The sequence below is a fragment of the Streptomyces sp. NPDC006487 genome (assembly GCF_042870555.1).
Lineage (GTDB): Bacteria > Actinomycetota > Actinomycetes > Streptomycetales > Streptomycetaceae > Streptomyces.
On the sequence record NZ_JBIAHN010000027.1, the window covers coordinates 18,858 to 35,604 of the forward strand.

Here is a 16,747-nt window from a genome sequence, read left to right on the forward strand (position 1 = left end):
GGCCTCCGGGCCCCGGGCCCTCCGGCCTCTCGGGCCCCCCGAGCCCCAGGGCCGGGTGCCACAGCGGTCCCCGTTGAACTTTTCGCGACGAACGGTGACGGAGTGCGTGCGTTATGTGATGTGCTGGGGACCGGTCGCGGCGTTCGGGGGAGCGAGGGAGGGGAGCAGCGGTATGGGTGCGGAGCAGATCCGGCGTTGGGAGTCAGGTGCGCTCGCGCACGCGGTGACCGATCCCTTCGGCCAGGGCCCCCTGCCGTGGTTCCGGGGGAGCGAGCTCTACTACGACGACAACGGGCAGGTCGTGCCCTGGTACGTGGACCCGACCGTGGCCGCGGGGCCGGGTCAGCAGATCCCCCGCGCCCGTGGCGCGGGCGGCCCCCGCACCGCCGACGACGTGCACCGGCAGATCAAGGGGTTCAGCTCCACCGGAGCCGTCGCGCCCGGTGAGGCCATCGACTTCCACATCACCGTGGATCCGCCCCAGCAGTTCTCCGTGGACGTCTACCGCATCGGCCACTACGGCGGCGACGGCGCCTCCAAGATCACCACCAGCCCCCGCCTCTCCGGCATCGTCCAGCCCGCACCCCTGGCCGCGGACCGCACCGTCTCCTGCCACCACTGGTGGCTCTCCTGGCGCCTCCAGGTCCCCTCGTACTGGAGCGTCGGCGCCTATGTGGCGGTCCTGACGACCGCCGACGGGTACCGCTCGCACATCCCGTTCACGGTGCGCGACGACCACCCGGCCGATCTCCTGCTCCTGCTGCCCGACATCACCTGGCAGGCCTACAACCTCTACCCGGAGGACGGCAGAACGGGCGCGAGCCTCTACCACGCCTGGGACGAGGAGGGCCGGCTGCTCGGCGAGCGCGACGCCGCCATCACCGTCTCCTTCGACCGCCCCTACGCCGGCGCGGGCCTGCCCCTGCACGTGGGCCACGCCTACGACTTCATCCGCTGGGCCGAGCGCTACGGCTACGACCTGGCCTACGCCGACGCCCGTGACCTGCACGCCGGCCGCGTCGACCCCACCCGCTACCGCGGCCTGGTCTTCCCCGGCCACGACGAGTACTGGTCCGGCCCCATGCGCCGCACCGTCGAGCGCGCCCGCGACCACGGCACCTCGCTCGTCTTCCTCTCCGCCAACACCATGTACTGGCAGGTCGAGCTCTCGCCCTCGCCCTCCGGGATCGACGACCGGCTCCTCACCTGCCGAAAACGCCGGGGCCCGGGCCGCCCCAGCCTCTGGCGCGAGGTGGACCGCCCGGAGCAGCAGCTGCTCGGCATCCAGTACGCGGGACGGGTCCCCGAGCCCGCGCCGCTCATCGTGCGCAATGCCACGCACTGGCTCTGGGACTCCACCGGAGCCGCCGAGAACGACGAGCTGCCCGGCCTGGTCGCGGGCGAGGCCGACCGGTACTTCCCGCGCACGCAGCTCCCCGAGCACCAGAGCCGGATCCTGCTCGCGCACTCCCCGTACGAGGACGGTGACGGCCACCGCCGCCACCAGGAGACCTCCCTCTACCGGGCCCCCAGCGGCGCGCTGGTCTTCGCGTCCGGAACCTTCGCCTGGTCCCCGGCCCTCGACCGCCCCGGGCACGTGGACGAGCGGGTCCAGCGGGCCACCGCCAATCTCCTCGACCGCATCTGCAAGAGGGACTGACCGGACCCGTTGTCCGCGGTGGTGGGCAGGTGCGGGAGAATGGGCCGCGCGCTCGTACAGAACCACAGGGAGACTCCGTGCCCGGATTCGTCGAAAAGCCCGAGCCGGTCCAGGTGCCCGGCCTGGTCCACCTCCACACCGGCAAGGTCCGCGACCTCTACCGCGACGAGGACGGGAACCTGGTCATGGTCGCCAGCGACCGCATCTCCGCCGCCGACTGGGTGCTGCCCACCGAGATCCCGGACAAGGGCCGGATCCTGACGCAGCTCTCCCTGTGGTGGTTCGACCAGCTCGCGGACCTCGTCCCGAACCACGTCATCAGCACCGAGCTGCCCGCCGGCGCCCCCGCCGACTGGGCCGGCCGCGCCCTGGTCTGCCGGAACCTCGACATGGTCCCCGTCGAATGCGTGGCCCGCGGCTACCTGACCGGCTCGGGCCTCGCCGAGTACGAGAAGACCCGTACGGTCTGCGGACTGGGCCTGCCCGAGGGACTGGTCGACGGCTCCGAGCTGCCCGGCCCGATCTTCACCCCGGCCGCCAAGGCCGAGGTCGGCGAGCACGACGAGAACGTCTCCTACGAGGAGGTCGCGCGCACCCAGGGCGCCGAAACGGCCGCCCTGCTGCGCCAGACCACCCTCGCCGTCTACGGCCGGGCCCGGGACATCGCCCGCGACCGCGGGATCATCCTGGCGGACACCAAGTTCGAGTTCGGCTTCGACAAGGACGGCAACCTGGTCGCCGCCGACGAGGTGCTGACCCCGGACTCCTCCCGCTTCTGGCCGGCCGACCTGTGGGAGCCGGGCCACAGCCAGCCGTCCTTCGACAAGCAGTACGTCCGCGACTGGCTGTCCTCCCCGGCCTCCGGCTGGGACTCCAAGGGCGAACTCCCGCCGCCCGCCCTCCCGCAGGAGGTCGTGGAGCAGACCCGCTCCCGGTACGTGGAGGCCTACGAGCGGCTCACCGGCCTGACCTGGGTCTGAGCCCACACGCGGCGAAGGGGCCCCGGAAACGGGGCCCCTTCCTTCCGGGCGGGACCCCGGAAACGAAAGAAGCCCCGGTCCGAGGACCGGGGCTTCTTCACTGCTGAGCGGACAACGCGACTCGAACGCGCGACATCCACCTTGGCAAGGTGGTGCTCTACCAACTGAGCTATGTCCGCAGGTGCGCCTTGGCGCGAGAACTACTATACCCAACCCCGGGCCCGGGCGAGACGCACTGCCGTGTGCCGGTTCTCGGCCCCCAGCTTCGTCGCCGCCGAGGACAGGTAGTTCCGTACCGTCCCCGGGGACAGCGAGGCCCGCTCCGCGATCTCCGCGATCGGCGCCCCGTCCCCCGCCAGTTCCAGTACCTCGGCCTCGCGGGCCGTCAGCGGCGAGTCGCCCGCGCTGATCGCGTCGGCCGCCAACTCCGGGTCCACATAACGGCCTCCGGCGTGCACGGTCCGGATCAGCTCGGCCAGCCGCTGCGCCGAGACGGTCTTCGGCGCGAAGGCCCGTACGCCCGCGGCGAGGGCCCGCTTCAGATGCCCGGGCCGGCCGTGGCTGGTCACGATCATGGTCTTGCAGTCGGGGAGTTCGGCCCGCAGGGATGTGGCCACGCTCACACCGTCGGCCCCGGGCATCTGCAGGTCCAGCACCGCCACGTCCGGCCGGTGGGCCCGCGCCATCGCGAGCGCCTCCGGCCCCGAAGCGGCCTCGGCGACGACCAGCAGATCGTCCTCCAGCCCCAGCAGCGCGGCGAGCGCGCCCCGGATCAGGTGCTCGTCGTCGGCCAGCAGTACGCGTACGGGGCTCATGCCCGCGCCTCCAGTTCTCGGATCGGCCCGGCCGGCGGGCCGGGAATCTGCGCCCGCAGCCGGAACCGCCCGCCGGCCACCGGGCCGGCCTCCAGCGTGCCGTCCAGCACCGCGAGCCGTTCGCGCAGGCCCGCGAGGCCCGAGCCCGGCGGCCCGGCCGGGGCCTTGGGGGCCCCGTCGTTCTCCACCACCAGCGTGAGCGCGCCCGAGGGTCCCGCCGTCAGCCGGATCACGCAGCTGCGGGCGTCGCCGTGCCGCAGCACGTTGGTGGTCGCCTCGCGCACCACCCAGCCGAGGGCCGACTGGGCCTCGGCGGGCAGTTCGCGGCCCTGTTCGTACTCGACCAGGCAGTCCATCCCGGCCGCGTGCAGCACTCCGCGGGCACCCTCCAGCTCCACCGCGAGGTTCGCCTCCCGATAGCCGCGGACCACGTCGCGGACCTCCTTCTGGGACTCCCGGGCGATCCGCTGTACCTCGATCATCTGGTCGACCGCTTCGGGGCGTTCGCGCCGCGCGAGCTGTACGGCCAGCTCGCTCTTGAGGGCGATCACCGCCAGGTTGCGGCCCATCACGTCGTGCAGGTCCCGGCCGAACCGCAGCCGCTCCTCGGCCACCGCGAGCTGGGCCTGGACCTCGCGGGCCCGGTCCAGCTCGCACACGGTGTCGAGCAGCCAGCCGGAGAACCCGCAGGCCGCGCTGATCAGGGCACTGGTCAGCAGCACCCCGACGGCGAGCCCCGCGGCCTCGGCGGCCGGGACGCCGAAGGCGAGGAACGCCAGGCCCACGTAGGCGGCCGCGGCCGGTGCCACGTAGCGCATCTGCCGGACCTTGCGCAGGCACAGGACGAGCGTGCCGCTGGCGTAGCAGGTCATTCCGGCGACGAGGGTCGGGGCCGTCGCCGGGTCGCCGGTGAGCCCGGCAACCCGTAGGCCGAGGACACCCAGGGTGGCGGCTGCGGTCAGGGCGGTGACGGTGACCGCGAGCCGCACCGGCCGCTCGCGCCGGCCCAGGATCCAGTCGAGCGACCGGGAGGAGAGGAAGCCGACGAGCAGGGAGTGCGCGCACACCATCAGGAAGAGCACGACCGGGACCACCGGCGAGCCCTTTCCGCCCGTCGAGCCCAGTACGGCCAGCCCGATCGACACGATCTCGAGGACCACGAAGAAGTGGAACGACCAGCGCGTGTACAGCTCGACCTTCCCCGCGCTGCTGCGGTTCTTCCACCAGCCGCTGAGTTTCATGGCCCCAGTCTCGCGGCCTGCGGGCCGCGGAGGCCATGACAGGTGTCATGGATCTCCGGGCCCGCCGATAATCGCGACGGGCGGACATACGACAAAGGCCCCGGTCAATGACCGGGACCTTCATACACTGAGCGGACGACGCGACTCGAACGCGCGACATCCACCTTGGCAAGGTGGTGCTCTACCAACTGAGCTACGTCCGCATGCTTCCCACGACAAAACTGCCGTGCGATGCGTGCATCACTCTACCTGATCCACAACCGTGGTCGGTAAAGCGAGCAGAGCGGGTGACAGGGATCGCACACTGCGCCTTCCCCCTGGAAGGGGGATGTTCTGCTACTGAACTACACCCGCACGACTTCGGGGTCTGACCTGCGGCCTCGCCCCTCGGCGTGATCCACACACTAGCGGACCGGTAGGGGTGGATGGCAAATCGGCTCTCAGTGAGCCGCGTTGTACTCCTCGTAGACCTTCTTCGGGATCCGGCCGCGCGGCGGGACGTCGAGCTGGTTGGAGCGGGCCCAGGCCCGGACGACCGCCGGGTCGGGGGCGATGGAGGTGTGCTTGAAGGTCTTCCCGGAGCGGGCCTGCCGGCGGCCGGCCGCCACGAACGGGGCGAGGCTCTTCCGCAGTTTCTTTGCGTTGGCCACATTGAGGTCGATCTCGTACGACTTACCGTCCAGTCCGAAGACCACCGTTTCCGATGCATCTCCGCCATCGATGTCGTCGGAGATCGTGACTACTACGCGCTGCGCCACGGATATCGGTCCCTTCGTGCGACGCCGCTCCCCGCTGACGTGCGCGGACGGAGCGGTGATGTCGCCTGTGTGGATGTTTCGGAGGAATGCATCTTTCTGGCGTCTCCGTGCACCGAAAAATGCCGGCGCAACGGAGGAATCCTTTGTACCCCGATTCTCATTGCATTGCGAAGCCCAGTTAATTATCTCCGCGTGTCCCGCCGCAATGCCGGGTGCGTGGTTTTCCGGCGGATTTTGCGAAGCGTTGGTGAAGCCGAAACGGCGTGGAGGATCGTACAAGAGAGAAATCTACCCGCGTAGAAATTTCCGCCGGGTACGCTGAGGGAACCGCCTTCGCACCAACCACCTCATCGGGAGTGCCAGTGGCACGCGTCGTAGTCGACGTCATGCTCAAGCCGGAGATCCTCGACCCCCAGGGCCAGGCGGTGCAGCGTGCACTGCCGCGCCTGGGCTTCGAAGGGATCGCCGACGTCCGCCAGGGGAAGCGCTTCGAACTGGAGGTGGAGGGACCGGTCGACCAGGCCGCCCTCGACCGCATCCACAAGATGGCCGAAACCTTCCTCGCCAACACCGTCATCGAAGACTTCACCGTGAAGGTCGAGGCCTGACGGTGACCACTCGCATCGGAGTCGTCACGTTCCCCGGAACGCTCGACGACCGTGACTCGCTGCGCGCCGTGCGCCTCGCGGGAGCCGAGCCCGTATCGCTCTGGCACCGCGACAAGGACCTCCACCAGGTCGACGCGGTCGTCCTCGCGGGCGGCTTCTCCTACGGGGACTACCTGCGCGCCGGAGCCATCTCCCGCTTCTCGCCGGTGATGGAGAGCATCATCGAGCAGGCCAAGGGCGGCATGCCCGTCCTCGGCATCTGCAACGGCTTCCAGATCCTCACCGAGGCCCACCTGCTGCCGGGGGCGATGCTCCGCAACAACCACCTGCACTTCATCTGCCGCGACCAGAAGCTGCGGGTGGAGAACGCGGAGACCGCCTGGACCGGCGACTACACCGCCGGCGAGGAGATCTCCGTACCGCTCAAGAACATGGACGGCCGCTACGTGGCCGACGAGCGGGTGCTGGACGAACTGGAGGCCGAAGGCCGAGTGGCCTTCCGGTACGTGGTCCGCGGCGAAGCCGCTGATGGATGCGGTAACCCCAACGGCTCGCTGCGCGACATCGCCGGCATCACCAACGCCGCGGGCAACGTCGTCGGCCTCATGCCGCACCCCGAGCACGCGGTCGAGCCGCTGATCGGGACGGGCCGCACCGACGGCCTCCCGTTCTTCACCTCGGTCCTGAAGAAGCTGGTCAGCGCATGAGCCTCGACACCGTCAAGAACGCCACCGAGACCCCGGACGCCTCCCAGCCCTGGAAGGAACTCGGCCTCAAGGAGGACGAGTACGCCCGGATCCGCGAGATCCTCGACCGCCGTCCCACCGGCGCCGAGCTCGCCATGTACTCCGTCATGTGGTCCGAGCACTGCTCGTACAAGAGCAGCAAGGTCCACCTGAAGCAGTTCGGCGAGAAGGTCCCGCAGAACGACGCCATGCTCGTGGGCATCGGCGAGAACGCCGGAGTCGTCGACGTCGGCCAGGGTTACGCGGTCACCTTCAAGGTCGAGTCGCACAACCACCCGAGCTACATCGAGCCCTACCAGGGCGCGGCCACCGGCATCGGCGGCATCGTCCGCGACATCCTCGCCATGGGCGCCCGCCCCGTCGCCGTCGTCGACCCGCTGCGCTTCGGCGCGGCCGACCACCCCGACACCAAGCGCGTCCTGCCGGGCGTCGTCGCGGGCATCGGCGGCTACGGCAACTGCCTCGGCCTGCCGAACATCGGCGGCGAAGTCGTCTTCGACGCCTGCTACCAGGGCAACCCCCTCGTCAACGCCGGCTGCATCGGCGTCATGAAGCACGAGGACATCCACCTCGCCAAGGCCTCCGGCCCCGGCAACAAGGTCATCCTCTACGGCGCCCGCACGGGCGGCGACGGCATCGGCGGCGTCTCCGTCCTCGCCTCGGAGACCTTCGACGACACGAAGCCGACCAAGCGTCCGGCGGTCCAGGTCGGCGACCCCTTCCAGGAGAAGCTCCTCATCGAGTGCACCCTGGAGATCTTCAAGGAGAAGCTGGTCGCGGGCATCCAGGACCTCGGCGGCGCCGGGCTCTCCTGCGCCACGAGCGAGCTGGCCTCCGCCGGCAGCGGCGGCATGCGCGTCGACCTCGACACCGTCCCGCTGCGCGACGCGACGCTCTCGCCCGAGGAAATCCTCATGAGCGAGTCGCAGGAGCGCATGTGCGCGATCGTCGAACCGCAGTACGTGGACCGCTTCATGGAGATCTGCGAGAAGTGGGACGTCATCGCCACCGTCATCGGTGAGGTGACCGAGGGCGACCACCTGGAGATCTACTGGCACGGCGAGCTCATCGTGGACGTGCCCCCGGGCACCGTCGCCCACGAGGGCCCGGTCTACAACCGTCCGTACGCCCGCCCCTCCTGGCAGGACGCGCTCCAGGCCGACGACGCGGGCAAGCTGCCCCGCCCGCAGACCTCCGAGGAGCTGCGCGCGCAGGTCCTGGCCCTGGTCTCGTCGCCGAACCAGGCCTCGAAGTCCTGGATCACCGACCAGTACGACCGCTTCGTCCAGGGCAACACGGTGCTCTCGCAGCCCGAGGACGCCGGCATGGTCCGCATCGACGAGGAGACCAACCTCGGCGTCGCCATGTCCACGGACGGCAACGGCCGCTACGCGAAGCTCGACCCCTACACGGGCGCGCAGCTCGCGCTGGCCGAGTCCTACCGCAACGTGGCCGCGACCGGTGCCAAGCCCCTCGCGATCTCCGACTGCCTGAACTTCGGCTCCCCCGAGGACCCGGACGTCATGTGGCAGTTCGCGGAGGCCTGCCGCGGTCTCGCGGACGGCTGTCTGGAGCTGGGCACCCCGGTGACCGGCGGCAACGTCTCCCTCTACAACCAGACGGGCGACATCGCGATCCACCCGACCCCGGTCGTGGCGGTTCTCGGTGTGATCGACGACGTCAACCGCCGTACGCCGATGGCGTTCGCGGAAGCCGGCCAGCTGCTGTACCTGCTCGGCGACACCGCCGAGGAGTTCGGCGGTTCGGCCTGGTCCGAGGTCGTCCACCAGCACCTCGGCGGCATGCCGCCCAAGGTGGACCTGGGCCGCGAGAAGCTCCTCGCGGAGATCCTGATCTCGGCCTCGCGCGACGGCATGATCGACGCCGCGCACGACCTGTCCGACGGCGGCGTGATCCAGGCGCTCACCGAGTCCTGCCTGCGCGGCGGCAACGGTGCCCGGATCGTGGTGCCGGAGGCGCTGGACGCCTTCACCTTCCTGTTCTCGGAGTCCGCGGGCCGGGCCATCGTGGCCGTCCCGCGCAGCGAGGAGCTCCGCTTCACCGACATGTGCGGTGCGCGGGGCCTGCCGGCGACCCGGATCGGTGTGGTCGACGGCGAGGAGATCGAGATCCAGGGCGAGTTCACCCTCCCCCTGACCGAGCTCCGCACCGCGCACGAGACCATGATCCCGGCGCTGCTCGCCTGATCGGCCGTTCTGCACGAACCGCGCAGCCCCCGTCCGGAACCGTTCCGGGCGGGGGCTCGTCCGTTCCGGCAAGGAGCCCGCGACGCCGATGACGGTGGCGGGGCCCGCGGGGGAACGGGGCCTGAATGGAAAAGAGTTGGGGACGATGGCTGCTGGGGGTCGGGATACCGGTGAGCGTGGCCGCCGCGGGGGTGGGCGGCTGGCTCCTCTACGACAACACGGGGGACCGCGCACGGAGCCGGGCGGAGATCATCGAGAACTGCCGGGGACTGGTCGACCCGGATGCGGTGATGGGGTTCGGCATGCCCAGGGTGGAGGCGGGCGCCACGGCTGAGAACGCGTGCATCCTGCGGCGCGCGGGGACGTTCGAGGGCCAGGAGCAGATGGACGACTGGGTCTCCGTCACGGTGGTGGTCTCCAAGGACGCCGAACCGGGCGGGAGCCGGTTCGACCACGACGCCTTCAGCGTCACGGCGGTCGCGCGGTGCGCCGACCCGGCCGGGTCCGGCGGAGTGACCGCCCTGCGGGCGACCGCCGCCGGAGAGGGCGACGGCCGGGGCGGCAGGGGGCTCGCCCTGCTGTCGGGGCTGGCCCGCGAGGCCGCCCTGCGCGCCGCGGCGAAGGCGGGCTGCGAGACCACGCTGCCCGCGGCCCCGAAGGCCTGACGCCGGTCGGAGCCCGGGGCGCCGGGGGCGGCGTAAAGTCGGCCCCATGCCGCCCGCCAAGAAGAAGCCGCGCACCTACGACCACGCGAGGACCCGTACGGCCGTCCTCGCGCAGTTCGGGCATGTCCGGGACGCCGTACGGGAGTTGGACGCAGGGCAGCTCGCCGGGCCCAGCGGGGTCGGGGACTGGTCCGTCGCGGAGCTGGCCGCGCACATCGCGTGGATCGCCGACTCGCTGGCGGGCAGCCTCGCCCGGCCGCCCGCCGCCGTCGCCGAACTGCCCGCAGCCGAGTGGCCGTTCGCGACGGCCTCGCTCGCCGGGAAGATCGCGGAAGCCGCCAAGGAGACCCTGGAGGGCGCACCGCTCACGGAGCTCTACGACAGGGCCGGAGCCCGCCTGGCCGAGGCGCTCGACGCGAACCCCGGCGGCCGCGTGCTCGACCTGTGGATCGGGGCCATGACCCTGGCCGACTTCCTGGTCACCCGCACGGTCGAGCTCGTCGTCCACACCGACGACCTGCGCCGCGCCACCGGACTGGACGTTCCCGTGGACCGCCAGGCCCTGGCGGCCTGCACCCGGCTGCTCGCCGACGCCCTCGCGCTCAAGGCTCCGGGCGGGGCGGTGGAGTTCCGTGTCCCGCCGTTCGCGGTGGTGCAGTGCGTCGAGGGGCCCCGGCACACCCGCGGCACCCCGCCGAACGTGGTGGAGACCGACCCGCTGACCTGGATCCGGCTCGCCACCGGCCGTACGAGCTGGGCCGAAGCACTGGAGGGGGCCCAGGTCCGGGCCAGCGGCGAGCGTGCGGACCTCTCGGCGCTGCTCCCCCTGATGAGCTGACCCGGGAACCGGTTCGCGGCCGGCCGCGTCCCACCGGCATGCGTACGCTGCCGCTCTTCCCCGCCGCCCTGGTCGCCGTACTCGCGCTGTCCGTCACCGCCACCGCCTGCGGTGACGGCGGCGGGACGCCGGGGACGAGCCCCGGCCGCGGGTTCTCCGGATCCTGGTCGGTCGAGAGCCTGACCGTCGACGGCAAGGTGCTGAGCGCTCCCGCCGCCGCCAGGCTGTCCGTGGAGCCGGGCAAGGGCCACGAGGCCGAAGCCACCGGCAACTACGGCTGCAACGGCTTCACCGCCGCGGTGGTCTTCGACTCGGCGGCCACCATGACCGTGTCGCCGGGCGCCCACACCGAGATGGCCTGCCCCGACCTGCCGTTCGAGACGGCCTTCGCCAAGCTGTTCCAGGGCCGGCTGACCGTGGAACGGGGCCAGGAGAAGGTCACGCTGAAGGGCCCGGACGGGAGCGTGATCGCCCTGACCTCGAAGCCCCCGGCGCCCGCCGCCCCGCTCGTCGCCACGCAGTGGACCGTCGACTCCCTGATCAAGGGGGAGACGGCCTCCTCGGTCCCGGCGGGTGCCGAGGGCCGGGCCCGCTTCACCGTGGCCGCGGACGGGACCGTGAGCGGCAACCTCGGCTGCAACCGCTTCAACGCGTCGGCCGCCGTCGAGGGGAACCGGCTCACCGTCGGTCCCCTGACCACCACCCGGATGGCCTGCGAGGGCGGACCCGGAGAGGTGGAGCGGGCCCTCACCGAGCTGTTCGGCAGCGGCCCGCTCGACTGGAAGGTCCAGGGCGACGCCCTCACCCTCACCGCGACCGGTTCGGGCACCGCCGTCACCGCGAAGGCGGCCTCGGCCGTCGAGTGACCTCCGCTCTCAGACGTGCGCGGTCCCGCCCTCCTTCGCCATCGCCCCGGCGATCAGGCGCGCGGACTCGGCCCACACCTCGGCCGGGAGCTTCGGCAGCACGTCGTCCCACAGCGGCAGGCAGGAGCCGCGCAGCTGCAGCATCCCCTCGGGGCGGGCCATCAGGAAGAGGTGCAGGTGGGCGCCGCTGTCCCCCCACTTGTTCACATGGACGCGGGCGATCCCGTCCAGTGTCCGGATCGCCCGCTCCACCCGCTGGAGCATCGCGCCGAGCTCGGCCGCCCGCTCGGACGGCAGGTCCAGCAGGTCGTGGTGGCCGCGCGGCACCAGCATCACCGCCGCCGGCAGCGCGCCGTGCTCGCCGTGCAGCCGCCAGTGCTCGTCCGTCCAGAGGAAGCTCGAGTCCGGTCGGGCGCAGGAGCGGCAGGTGTCCGGCCCGGCCTCACCGTTGCGGGGCGGCTCGGGCAGTACCGGCTCCTCCAGCACCTTGATCCGCAGGTCCCCCTCGTACGGGAAGATCTCCCAGAACGGGATGCCGTCGGCGGGGAAGGGGATCCGCTCGCCGACCGGCAAACCACGTACGTACGCACTGGGTTCGGGTATCGCATCGCTCATGATCCGCAGCTTTCCACAGGCTGTGGACCACGTCACCGGCCCGGGACGGGCGGTCAGCCCGGGTACGGCAGGAGCCCCGCGTCCGTCTTCTCCCAGGCCGCCCGCAGTTCGGCCAGCCGGGCCGGCTCCAGCGCCGCCTTGTCGGCCTGTTCGCGGATGTCCCCGGCCAGGTTGAAGAGCTGGTCGCGGCCCGTCTTGCCGCGGTAGTACTTCCAGTCGCCGCGGCGCAGCGCCCGCTCGCCGCGCACCCGCCAGAACAGGTTCCGCTCGGCGGCCTTCTCGCCGCGCAGCAGGTATCCGGCCAGGCTGACCCCGTCCAGCGGGTACGCCGGGTTGGCGCGGGCGCCCGCCAGTTCCAGCAGGGTGGCCGTCCAGTCCGGGGTGAAGACCGGCACGTGGCTGACCTGGCCGCCGTCGAGCCGGGCGGGCCAGCGCACGATGTTCGGGACGCGGATGCCGCCCTCCTGGAGGGAGGCCTTGTTGCCGGAGAGCGGCCAGTTGTAGGAGAACCGCTCGCCGCCGTTGTCGCTGGAGAAGAAGACCAGGGTGTCCTCCTCCTGGCCGGAGCGCTTGAGCGCCTTCAGCACCTCGCCGACCGAGCGGTCGAGGTCCTCCACCATCTGCTTGTACTTCTCGACGGACCCGCCGTCCTGGTGCCACAGGGCCCGCCCGTCACCGGCTTTGATCCGGCGCGTCACCTCGGCGCTCGCCTCGGTGTCCCCGTCGGCGATCCACGGCCAGTGCGGGGTGGTGAAGTTGAGGTTCAGCAGCCACGGCTTGTCCCCGTGGTCGCGGGAGACGTACTCGCCGGCGCGCTCGGTCAGGATCCGCGTGTAGTAGCGCAGGTCCTTGTACTCGGCGTCGCCCTCGTAGAGGTCGTACTCCCCGCCCAGGCCCAGCTTGGAGTAGTACTCCAGGGCTCCGCCGAAGTTGCCGAAGAACTCGTCCCAGCCGGACTTGGTCGGGCTGTAGTCGGGCAGGTAGCCGCAGTGCCACTTGCCTATCAGCGCCGTCGCGTAGCCGGAGTCGCGCAGCAGCGAGGCGAGGGTCGGGTGGGTCGGCTCCAGTCCCGCCGACTTGTCGGCGATGGGCTCGGCGAGCCCGCCCCTGGTGCGGCCCGGGTAGCGGCCGGTGTAGAGGCTGAAGCGGGTCGGGGAGCAGGTCGCGGAGCCGGAGTAGGCGTCGGTGAAGCGGACGCCCTGGCGGGCGAGCCGGTCCAGGTTCGGGGTCTTGATGTGCGGGGAGCCGTAGGAGGACAGGTCGGCCCAGCCGAGGTCGTCCCCGAGGATGAACAGGATGTTCGGGCGGCGGGAACGGCGTCCCCGCTCGGCCCTGAACTCCCGCTCCTGCGGGCCCGCGTGCCGGGCTTCGGCGGGTGCGGCCTGGGCCGGGGCGGCGACGCCCAGCCCCACCGCCGCCGCGGCAGCGGTCGCGCCGACGGCGCCGCCGAAGGCGCGCCGGGACAGGTTGGGTTCGTTCGAGGTCACGGGTACTCCAGAGCAGGGCCCGCCCGCCCTCCGGCGGACCCTGCTCCGGGCAGCGCGGGACGGCGCAGGGCACGGCGGAGCGGACGCGAACGGAAAGCGGCGGGGAAAGGAGAAAAAAGGAAAGAGAAAAGCGCCGTGTGACTACGCAGAACAGCGACAGATGGCGCTGGCGACACGGACGAGGTCCACGTGTCGGCGCGCGACGAGGGTGACGGTGCGGTCACCGAGAGGCTGCATGTGGCGGAGCCTGTACGAAACCACAGGTGACTGTCAACCAGGGCAATCCGGATATTGAGACGGACGGGCTCCGAACAGGTTCCGTCACCCTGCGTGCTGTGACATTTCCCGGGCATCCCCAATTCGGACCAGTGGTCGATCTCGCCTACACTCGGGGGCGTGCCTCGTGGTGATGGACGACTCAACCACGACCTGCTCCCCGGCGAAAAGGGCCCCCAGGACGCTTGCGGCGTCTTCGGTGTCTGGGCTCCGGGTGAAGAGGTCGCCAAGCTCACCTACTTCGGACTGTATGCATTGCAGCACCGCGGACAAGAGTCCGCGGGCATCGCTGTGAGCAACGGTTCCCAGATCCTCGTCTTCAAGGACATGGGCCTCGTTTCCCAGGTCTTCGACGAAACCTCTCTCGGCTCGCTCCAGGGTCATATCGCGGTCGGTCACGCCCGCTACTCGACCACTGGCGCCTCCGTCTGGGAGAACGCTCAGCCGACCTTCCGTGCGACCGCCCACGGCTCCATTGCCCTGGGTCACAACGGCAACTTGGTGAACACCGCCGAGCTCGCCGAGATGGTCGCCGACCTCCCGCGTCAGGACGGCCGCGCCACCCAGGTGGCGGCCACCAACGACACCGACCTGGTCACCGCCCTGCTGGCCGGCCAGACGGACGACGACGGCAAGCCCCTGACCATCGAGGAGTCGGCCACCAAGGTCCTCCCGAAGGTGAAGGGCGCCTTCTCGCTCGTCTTCATGGACGAGGGAACGCTCTACACCGCCCGTGACCCGCAGGGCATCCGCCCGCTGGTCCTCGGCCGCCTGGAGCGCGGCTGGGTGGTGGCGAGCGAGACCGCCGCCCTCGACATCTGCGGCGCCAGCTTCGTCCGCGAGGTCGAGCCGGGCGAGCTCATCGCGATCGACGAGAACGGTCTGCGGACCTCTCGTTTCGCGGAAGCAAAGCCCAAGGGCTGTGTCTTCGAGTACGTCTACCTGGCGCGCCCGGACACCGACATCGCCGGCCGGAACGTCTACCTCTCGCGTGTCGAGATGGGACGGCGTCTGGCCAAGGAAGCCCCGGCCGATGCCGACCTGGTGATATCGACACCGGAATCGGGCACGCCGGCCGCGGTCGGCTACGCGGAGGCCAGCGGGATCCCGTACGGCGTCGGCCTGGTCAAGAACGCCTACGTGGGCCGGACCTTCATCCAGCCCTCGCAGACGATCCGCCAGCTCGGCATCCGCCTCAAGCTCAACCCCCTCAAGGAAGTCATCCGGGGCAAGCGCCTGGTGGTCGTCGACGACTCGATCGTCCGCGGCAACACCCAGCGCGCCCTGGTCAAGATGCTCCGCGAGGCCGGCGCGGCGGAGGTCCACATCCGGATCTCCTCACCGCCGGTGAAGTGGCCGTGCTTCTTCGGCATCGACTTCGCCACCCGGGCCGAGCTGATCGCCAACGGCATGACGGTCGACGAGATCGCCACGTCGCTGGGCGCGGACTCGCTCTCGTACATCTCGCTCGACTCGATGATCGAGGCGACGACCATCCAGAAGCCCAACCTCTGCCGTGCCTGCTTCGACGGCGTGTACCCCATGGAACTGCCCGACCCGCAGCTCCTGGGCAAGCAGCTCCTGGAGTCGGAGCTGGCCGGCGGCACCGACGCCGCCGACGCACTCCGGCGCCCGTAGAGCCCGAGGCAACGCCGCGGTCCGCGGGCTCCCACGAGCCCGCGGACCGGGGCCCCTCTCCTTCCCCCTCATCCTGCTCAACCTGCGCGGGGCCTTCTCTTTCAGGCTTTTCCAGGGCCTCGCACCACACGCAGCAACGACACGAAAGCTCTCTCCTGTCATGACAGAGAAGACCACCGGTGCCAGCTACGCAGCCGCGGGCGTGGACATCGACGCGGGAGACCGCGCCGTCGAGCTGATGAAGGAGTGGGTGAAGAAGACGCAGCGCCCCGAGGTCCTCGGCGGCCTCGGCGGTTTCGCCGGCCTCTTCGACGCCTCCGCCCTCAAGCGCTACGAGCGCCCCCTGCTCGCCTCCGCCACCGACGGCGTCGGCACCAAGGTGGACATCGCCCGCCGCATGGGCGTGTACGACACCATCGGCCACGACCTCGTGGCGATGGTCATGGACGACATCGTCGTCTGCGGCGCCGAGCCGCTCTTCATGACCGACTACATCTGCGTGGGCAAGGTCCACCCCGAGCGTGTCGCGGCCATCGTCAAGGGCATCGCCGAGGGCTGCGTCCTGGCCGGCTGCGCCCTGGTCGGCGGCGAGACCGCCGAACACCCCGGCCTGCTGGGTCCGGACGACTTCGACGTGGCGGGCGCCGGCACGGGCGTCGTGGAGTACGACCGCCTGCTGGGCGCCGATCGCATCCGTACGGGCGACGCCGTCATCGCGATGGCATCCTCCGGTCTTCACTCGAACGGGTACTCGCTGGTCCGCCATGTCCTCTTCGACCGGGCCGGAATGGCCCTGGAGAGCCACGTCGAGGAGCTCGGCCGGACCCTCGGCGAGGAGCTGCTGGAGCCCACAAAGATCTACTCGCTGGACTGCATGGCCCTCACCCGTGCGGCCGACGTGCACGCCTACTCCCACATCACGGGCGGCGGCCTCGCGGCCAACCTCGCCCGGGTGATCCCGGACCACCTGCACGCCACGGTCGACCGCTCGACCTGGACCCCCGGTGCGATCTTCGACCTGGTCGGCAAGGCCGGGCAGGTGGAGCGCCTGGAGCTGGAGAAGACCCTGAACATGGGCGTCGGCATGATGGCCGTGGTCCCGCAGGAGTCGGTGGACGTGGCCCTGACCGCCCTGTCCGACCGGGGCGTCGAAGCCTGGGTCGCGGGAGAGATCCTCGACCGCGGCGACCTCACCGAGGGCGCGACGATGACGGGCGACTACGCCGGCTGACGGGTGGTGGGAGCAAGGCTCCCACCAGCACGAACAGCACGGAAACCCGGCCCGGGGCGATGCCCTGGACCGGGTTTCCGTACATGTGAAGCTGTGTGCCGCTGCTGAGGATGAGG

At 71.0% G+C, this 16,747-nt stretch carries 16 protein-coding genes and 3 tRNA genes; 10 read left to right on the forward strand and 9 right to left on the reverse strand.

Translation table 11 applies throughout. From position 1 onward, the window contains the following. The first annotated feature begins 172 nt into the window (after positions 1-172). Together ACFYM0_RS35375 and ACFYM0_RS35380 are read left to right on the forward strand one after the other, a co-directional pair. The gene (locus ACFYM0_RS35375) at positions 173-1,660 is read left to right on the forward strand and encodes a N,N-dimethylformamidase beta subunit family domain-containing protein (RefSeq protein ID WP_388509077.1); all 1,488 of its coding nucleotides are present in this window, start codon (positions 173-175) and stop codon (positions 1,658-1,660) included. A 77-nt stretch (positions 1,661-1,737) separates the two neighbouring features. Further along, positions 1,738-2,640: a phosphoribosylaminoimidazolesuccinocarboxamide synthase gene (locus ACFYM0_RS35380; protein ID WP_388509080.1), complete on the forward strand. Its 903-nt coding sequence runs from the start codon at positions 1,738-1,740 to the stop codon at positions 2,638-2,640. Positions 2,641-2,746: 106 nt separating this feature from the next. Here ACFYM0_RS35380 and ACFYM0_RS35385 read toward each other — a convergent pair. From ACFYM0_RS35385 to ACFYM0_RS35410, 6 genes are all read right to left on the reverse strand, one after another. Continuing rightward, positions 2,747-2,819, reverse strand: a tRNA-Gly gene (locus ACFYM0_RS35385). Between the two features lie 24 nt (positions 2,820-2,843). Further along, positions 2,844-3,455: a response regulator transcription factor gene (locus ACFYM0_RS35390; protein WP_266907114.1), complete on the reverse strand. Its 612-nt coding sequence runs from the start codon at positions 3,453-3,455 to the stop codon at positions 2,844-2,846. Beyond that, positions 3,452-4,696 (reverse strand): sensor histidine kinase, encoded by a 1,245-nt coding sequence (locus ACFYM0_RS35395; protein ID WP_388509084.1) that lies wholly within the window; start codon positions 4,694-4,696, stop codon positions 3,452-3,454. The genes ACFYM0_RS35390 and ACFYM0_RS35395 overlap by 4 nt, the downstream gene beginning before the upstream one ends. Positions 4,697-4,826: 130 nt before the next feature. After that, positions 4,827-4,899, reverse strand: a tRNA-Gly gene (locus ACFYM0_RS35400). A gap of 79 nt (positions 4,900-4,978) precedes the next feature. Next, positions 4,979-5,050: transfer RNA gene (locus tag ACFYM0_RS35405), tRNA-Gly, on the reverse strand. Positions 5,051-5,136: 86 nt separating this feature from the next. Next, positions 5,137-5,454 carry an Lsr2 family protein gene (locus ACFYM0_RS35410; RefSeq protein ID WP_266879001.1) on the reverse strand — a complete coding sequence of 106 codons (318 nt, stop codon included), beginning with the start codon at positions 5,452-5,454 and terminating at the stop codon, positions 5,137-5,139. A 356-nt stretch (positions 5,455-5,810) separates the two neighbouring features. On the opposite strand from ACFYM0_RS35410, the gene purS reads away from it, so the two are divergent. From purS to ACFYM0_RS35440, 6 genes are all read left to right on the forward strand, one after another. Beyond that, positions 5,811-6,062: a phosphoribosylformylglycinamidine synthase subunit PurS gene (gene purS / locus ACFYM0_RS35415; protein ID WP_008740952.1), complete on the forward strand. Its 252-nt coding sequence runs from the start codon at positions 5,811-5,813 to the stop codon at positions 6,060-6,062. 2 nt (positions 6,063-6,064) lie between these two features. Then, a complete protein-coding gene (gene purQ / locus ACFYM0_RS35420; protein WP_388509088.1) occupies positions 6,065-6,769 on the forward strand; it encodes a phosphoribosylformylglycinamidine synthase subunit PurQ in 705 nt (234 codons plus the stop codon). Continuing rightward, positions 6,766-9,015: a phosphoribosylformylglycinamidine synthase subunit PurL gene (purL, locus tag ACFYM0_RS35425; RefSeq protein WP_388509091.1), complete on the forward strand. Its 2,250-nt coding sequence runs from the start codon at positions 6,766-6,768 to the stop codon at positions 9,013-9,015. The genes purQ and purL overlap by 4 nt, the downstream gene beginning before the upstream one ends. A gap of 125 nt (positions 9,016-9,140) precedes the next feature. Next, complete coding sequence (locus ACFYM0_RS35430; RefSeq protein WP_388509094.1) at positions 9,141-9,680, forward strand: hypothetical protein; 540 nt, start codon at positions 9,141-9,143, stop codon at positions 9,678-9,680. A gap of 46 nt (positions 9,681-9,726) precedes the next feature. After that, the gene (locus ACFYM0_RS35435) at positions 9,727-10,518 is read left to right on the forward strand and encodes a sterol carrier family protein (protein WP_388509097.1); all 792 of its coding nucleotides are present in this window, start codon (positions 9,727-9,729) and stop codon (positions 10,516-10,518) included. A 38-nt stretch (positions 10,519-10,556) separates the two neighbouring features. Continuing rightward, a complete protein-coding gene (locus tag ACFYM0_RS35440) occupies positions 10,557-11,384 on the forward strand; it encodes an META domain-containing protein (RefSeq protein WP_388509100.1) in 828 nt (275 codons plus the stop codon). 9 nt (positions 11,385-11,393) lie between these two features. Here ACFYM0_RS35440 and ACFYM0_RS35445 read toward each other — a convergent pair whose 3' ends face one another. From ACFYM0_RS35445 to ACFYM0_RS35455, 3 genes are all read right to left on the reverse strand, one after another. Further along, complete coding sequence (locus ACFYM0_RS35445; RefSeq protein ID WP_388509103.1) at positions 11,394-11,999, reverse strand: HIT family protein; 606 nt, start codon at positions 11,997-11,999, stop codon at positions 11,394-11,396. 53 nt (positions 12,000-12,052) lie between these two features. Then, on the reverse strand, positions 12,053-13,486 hold the full coding sequence (locus ACFYM0_RS35450) for a sulfatase-like hydrolase/transferase (protein ID WP_388509105.1): 1,434 nt from the start codon (positions 13,484-13,486) through the stop codon (positions 12,053-12,055). Between the two features lie 141 nt (positions 13,487-13,627). Further along, on the reverse strand, positions 13,628-13,723 hold the full coding sequence (locus ACFYM0_RS35455) for a putative leader peptide (RefSeq protein ID WP_323187867.1): 96 nt from the start codon (positions 13,721-13,723) through the stop codon (positions 13,628-13,630). A 159-nt stretch (positions 13,724-13,882) separates the two neighbouring features. Between ACFYM0_RS35455 and purF the strand changes: the two genes are divergently transcribed. Continuing rightward, positions 13,883-15,400: an amidophosphoribosyltransferase gene (gene purF, locus ACFYM0_RS35460; protein ID WP_327253640.1), complete on the forward strand. Its 1,518-nt coding sequence runs from the start codon at positions 13,883-13,885 to the stop codon at positions 15,398-15,400. A 160-nt stretch (positions 15,401-15,560) separates the two neighbouring features. Continuing rightward, positions 15,561-16,631, forward strand: coding sequence for a phosphoribosylformylglycinamidine cyclo-ligase (gene purM, locus ACFYM0_RS35465; protein WP_388509109.1), 1,071 nt, complete (start codon positions 15,561-15,563; stop codon positions 16,629-16,631). Positions 16,632-16,747 lie beyond the last annotated feature (116 nt).

Excerpts from the sequence above, each read along its gene's own strand:
- ACFYM0_RS35375 (WP_388509077.1), top strand. The coding sequence starts at position 173 with ATGGGTGCGGAGCAGATCCGGCGTTGGGAGTCAGGTGCGCTCGCGCAC.
- ACFYM0_RS35390 (WP_266907114.1), bottom strand. The coding sequence starts at position 3,455 with ATGAGCCCCGTACGCGTACTGCTGGCCGACGACGAGCACCTGATCCGG.
- ACFYM0_RS35395 (WP_388509084.1), bottom strand. The coding sequence starts at position 4,696 with ATGAAACTCAGCGGCTGGTGGAAGAACCGCAGCAGCGCGGGGAAGGTC.
- purL (WP_388509091.1), top strand. The coding sequence starts at position 6,766 with ATGAGCCTCGACACCGTCAAGAACGCCACCGAGACCCCGGACGCCTCC.
- ACFYM0_RS35430 (WP_388509094.1), top strand. The coding sequence starts at position 9,141 with ATGGAAAAGAGTTGGGGACGATGGCTGCTGGGGGTCGGGATACCGGTG.
- ACFYM0_RS35435 (WP_388509097.1), top strand. The coding sequence starts at position 9,727 with ATGCCGCCCGCCAAGAAGAAGCCGCGCACCTACGACCACGCGAGGACC.
- ACFYM0_RS35440 (WP_388509100.1), top strand. The coding sequence starts at position 10,557 with ATGCGTACGCTGCCGCTCTTCCCCGCCGCCCTGGTCGCCGTACTCGCG.
- ACFYM0_RS35445 (WP_388509103.1), bottom strand. The coding sequence starts at position 11,999 with ATGAGCGATGCGATACCCGAACCCAGTGCGTACGTACGTGGTTTGCCG.
- ACFYM0_RS35455 (WP_323187867.1), bottom strand. The coding sequence starts at position 13,723 with ATGCAGCCTCTCGGTGACCGCACCGTCACCCTCGTCGCGCGCCGACAC.
- purM (WP_388509109.1), top strand. The coding sequence starts at position 15,561 with ATGACAGAGAAGACCACCGGTGCCAGCTACGCAGCCGCGGGCGTGGAC.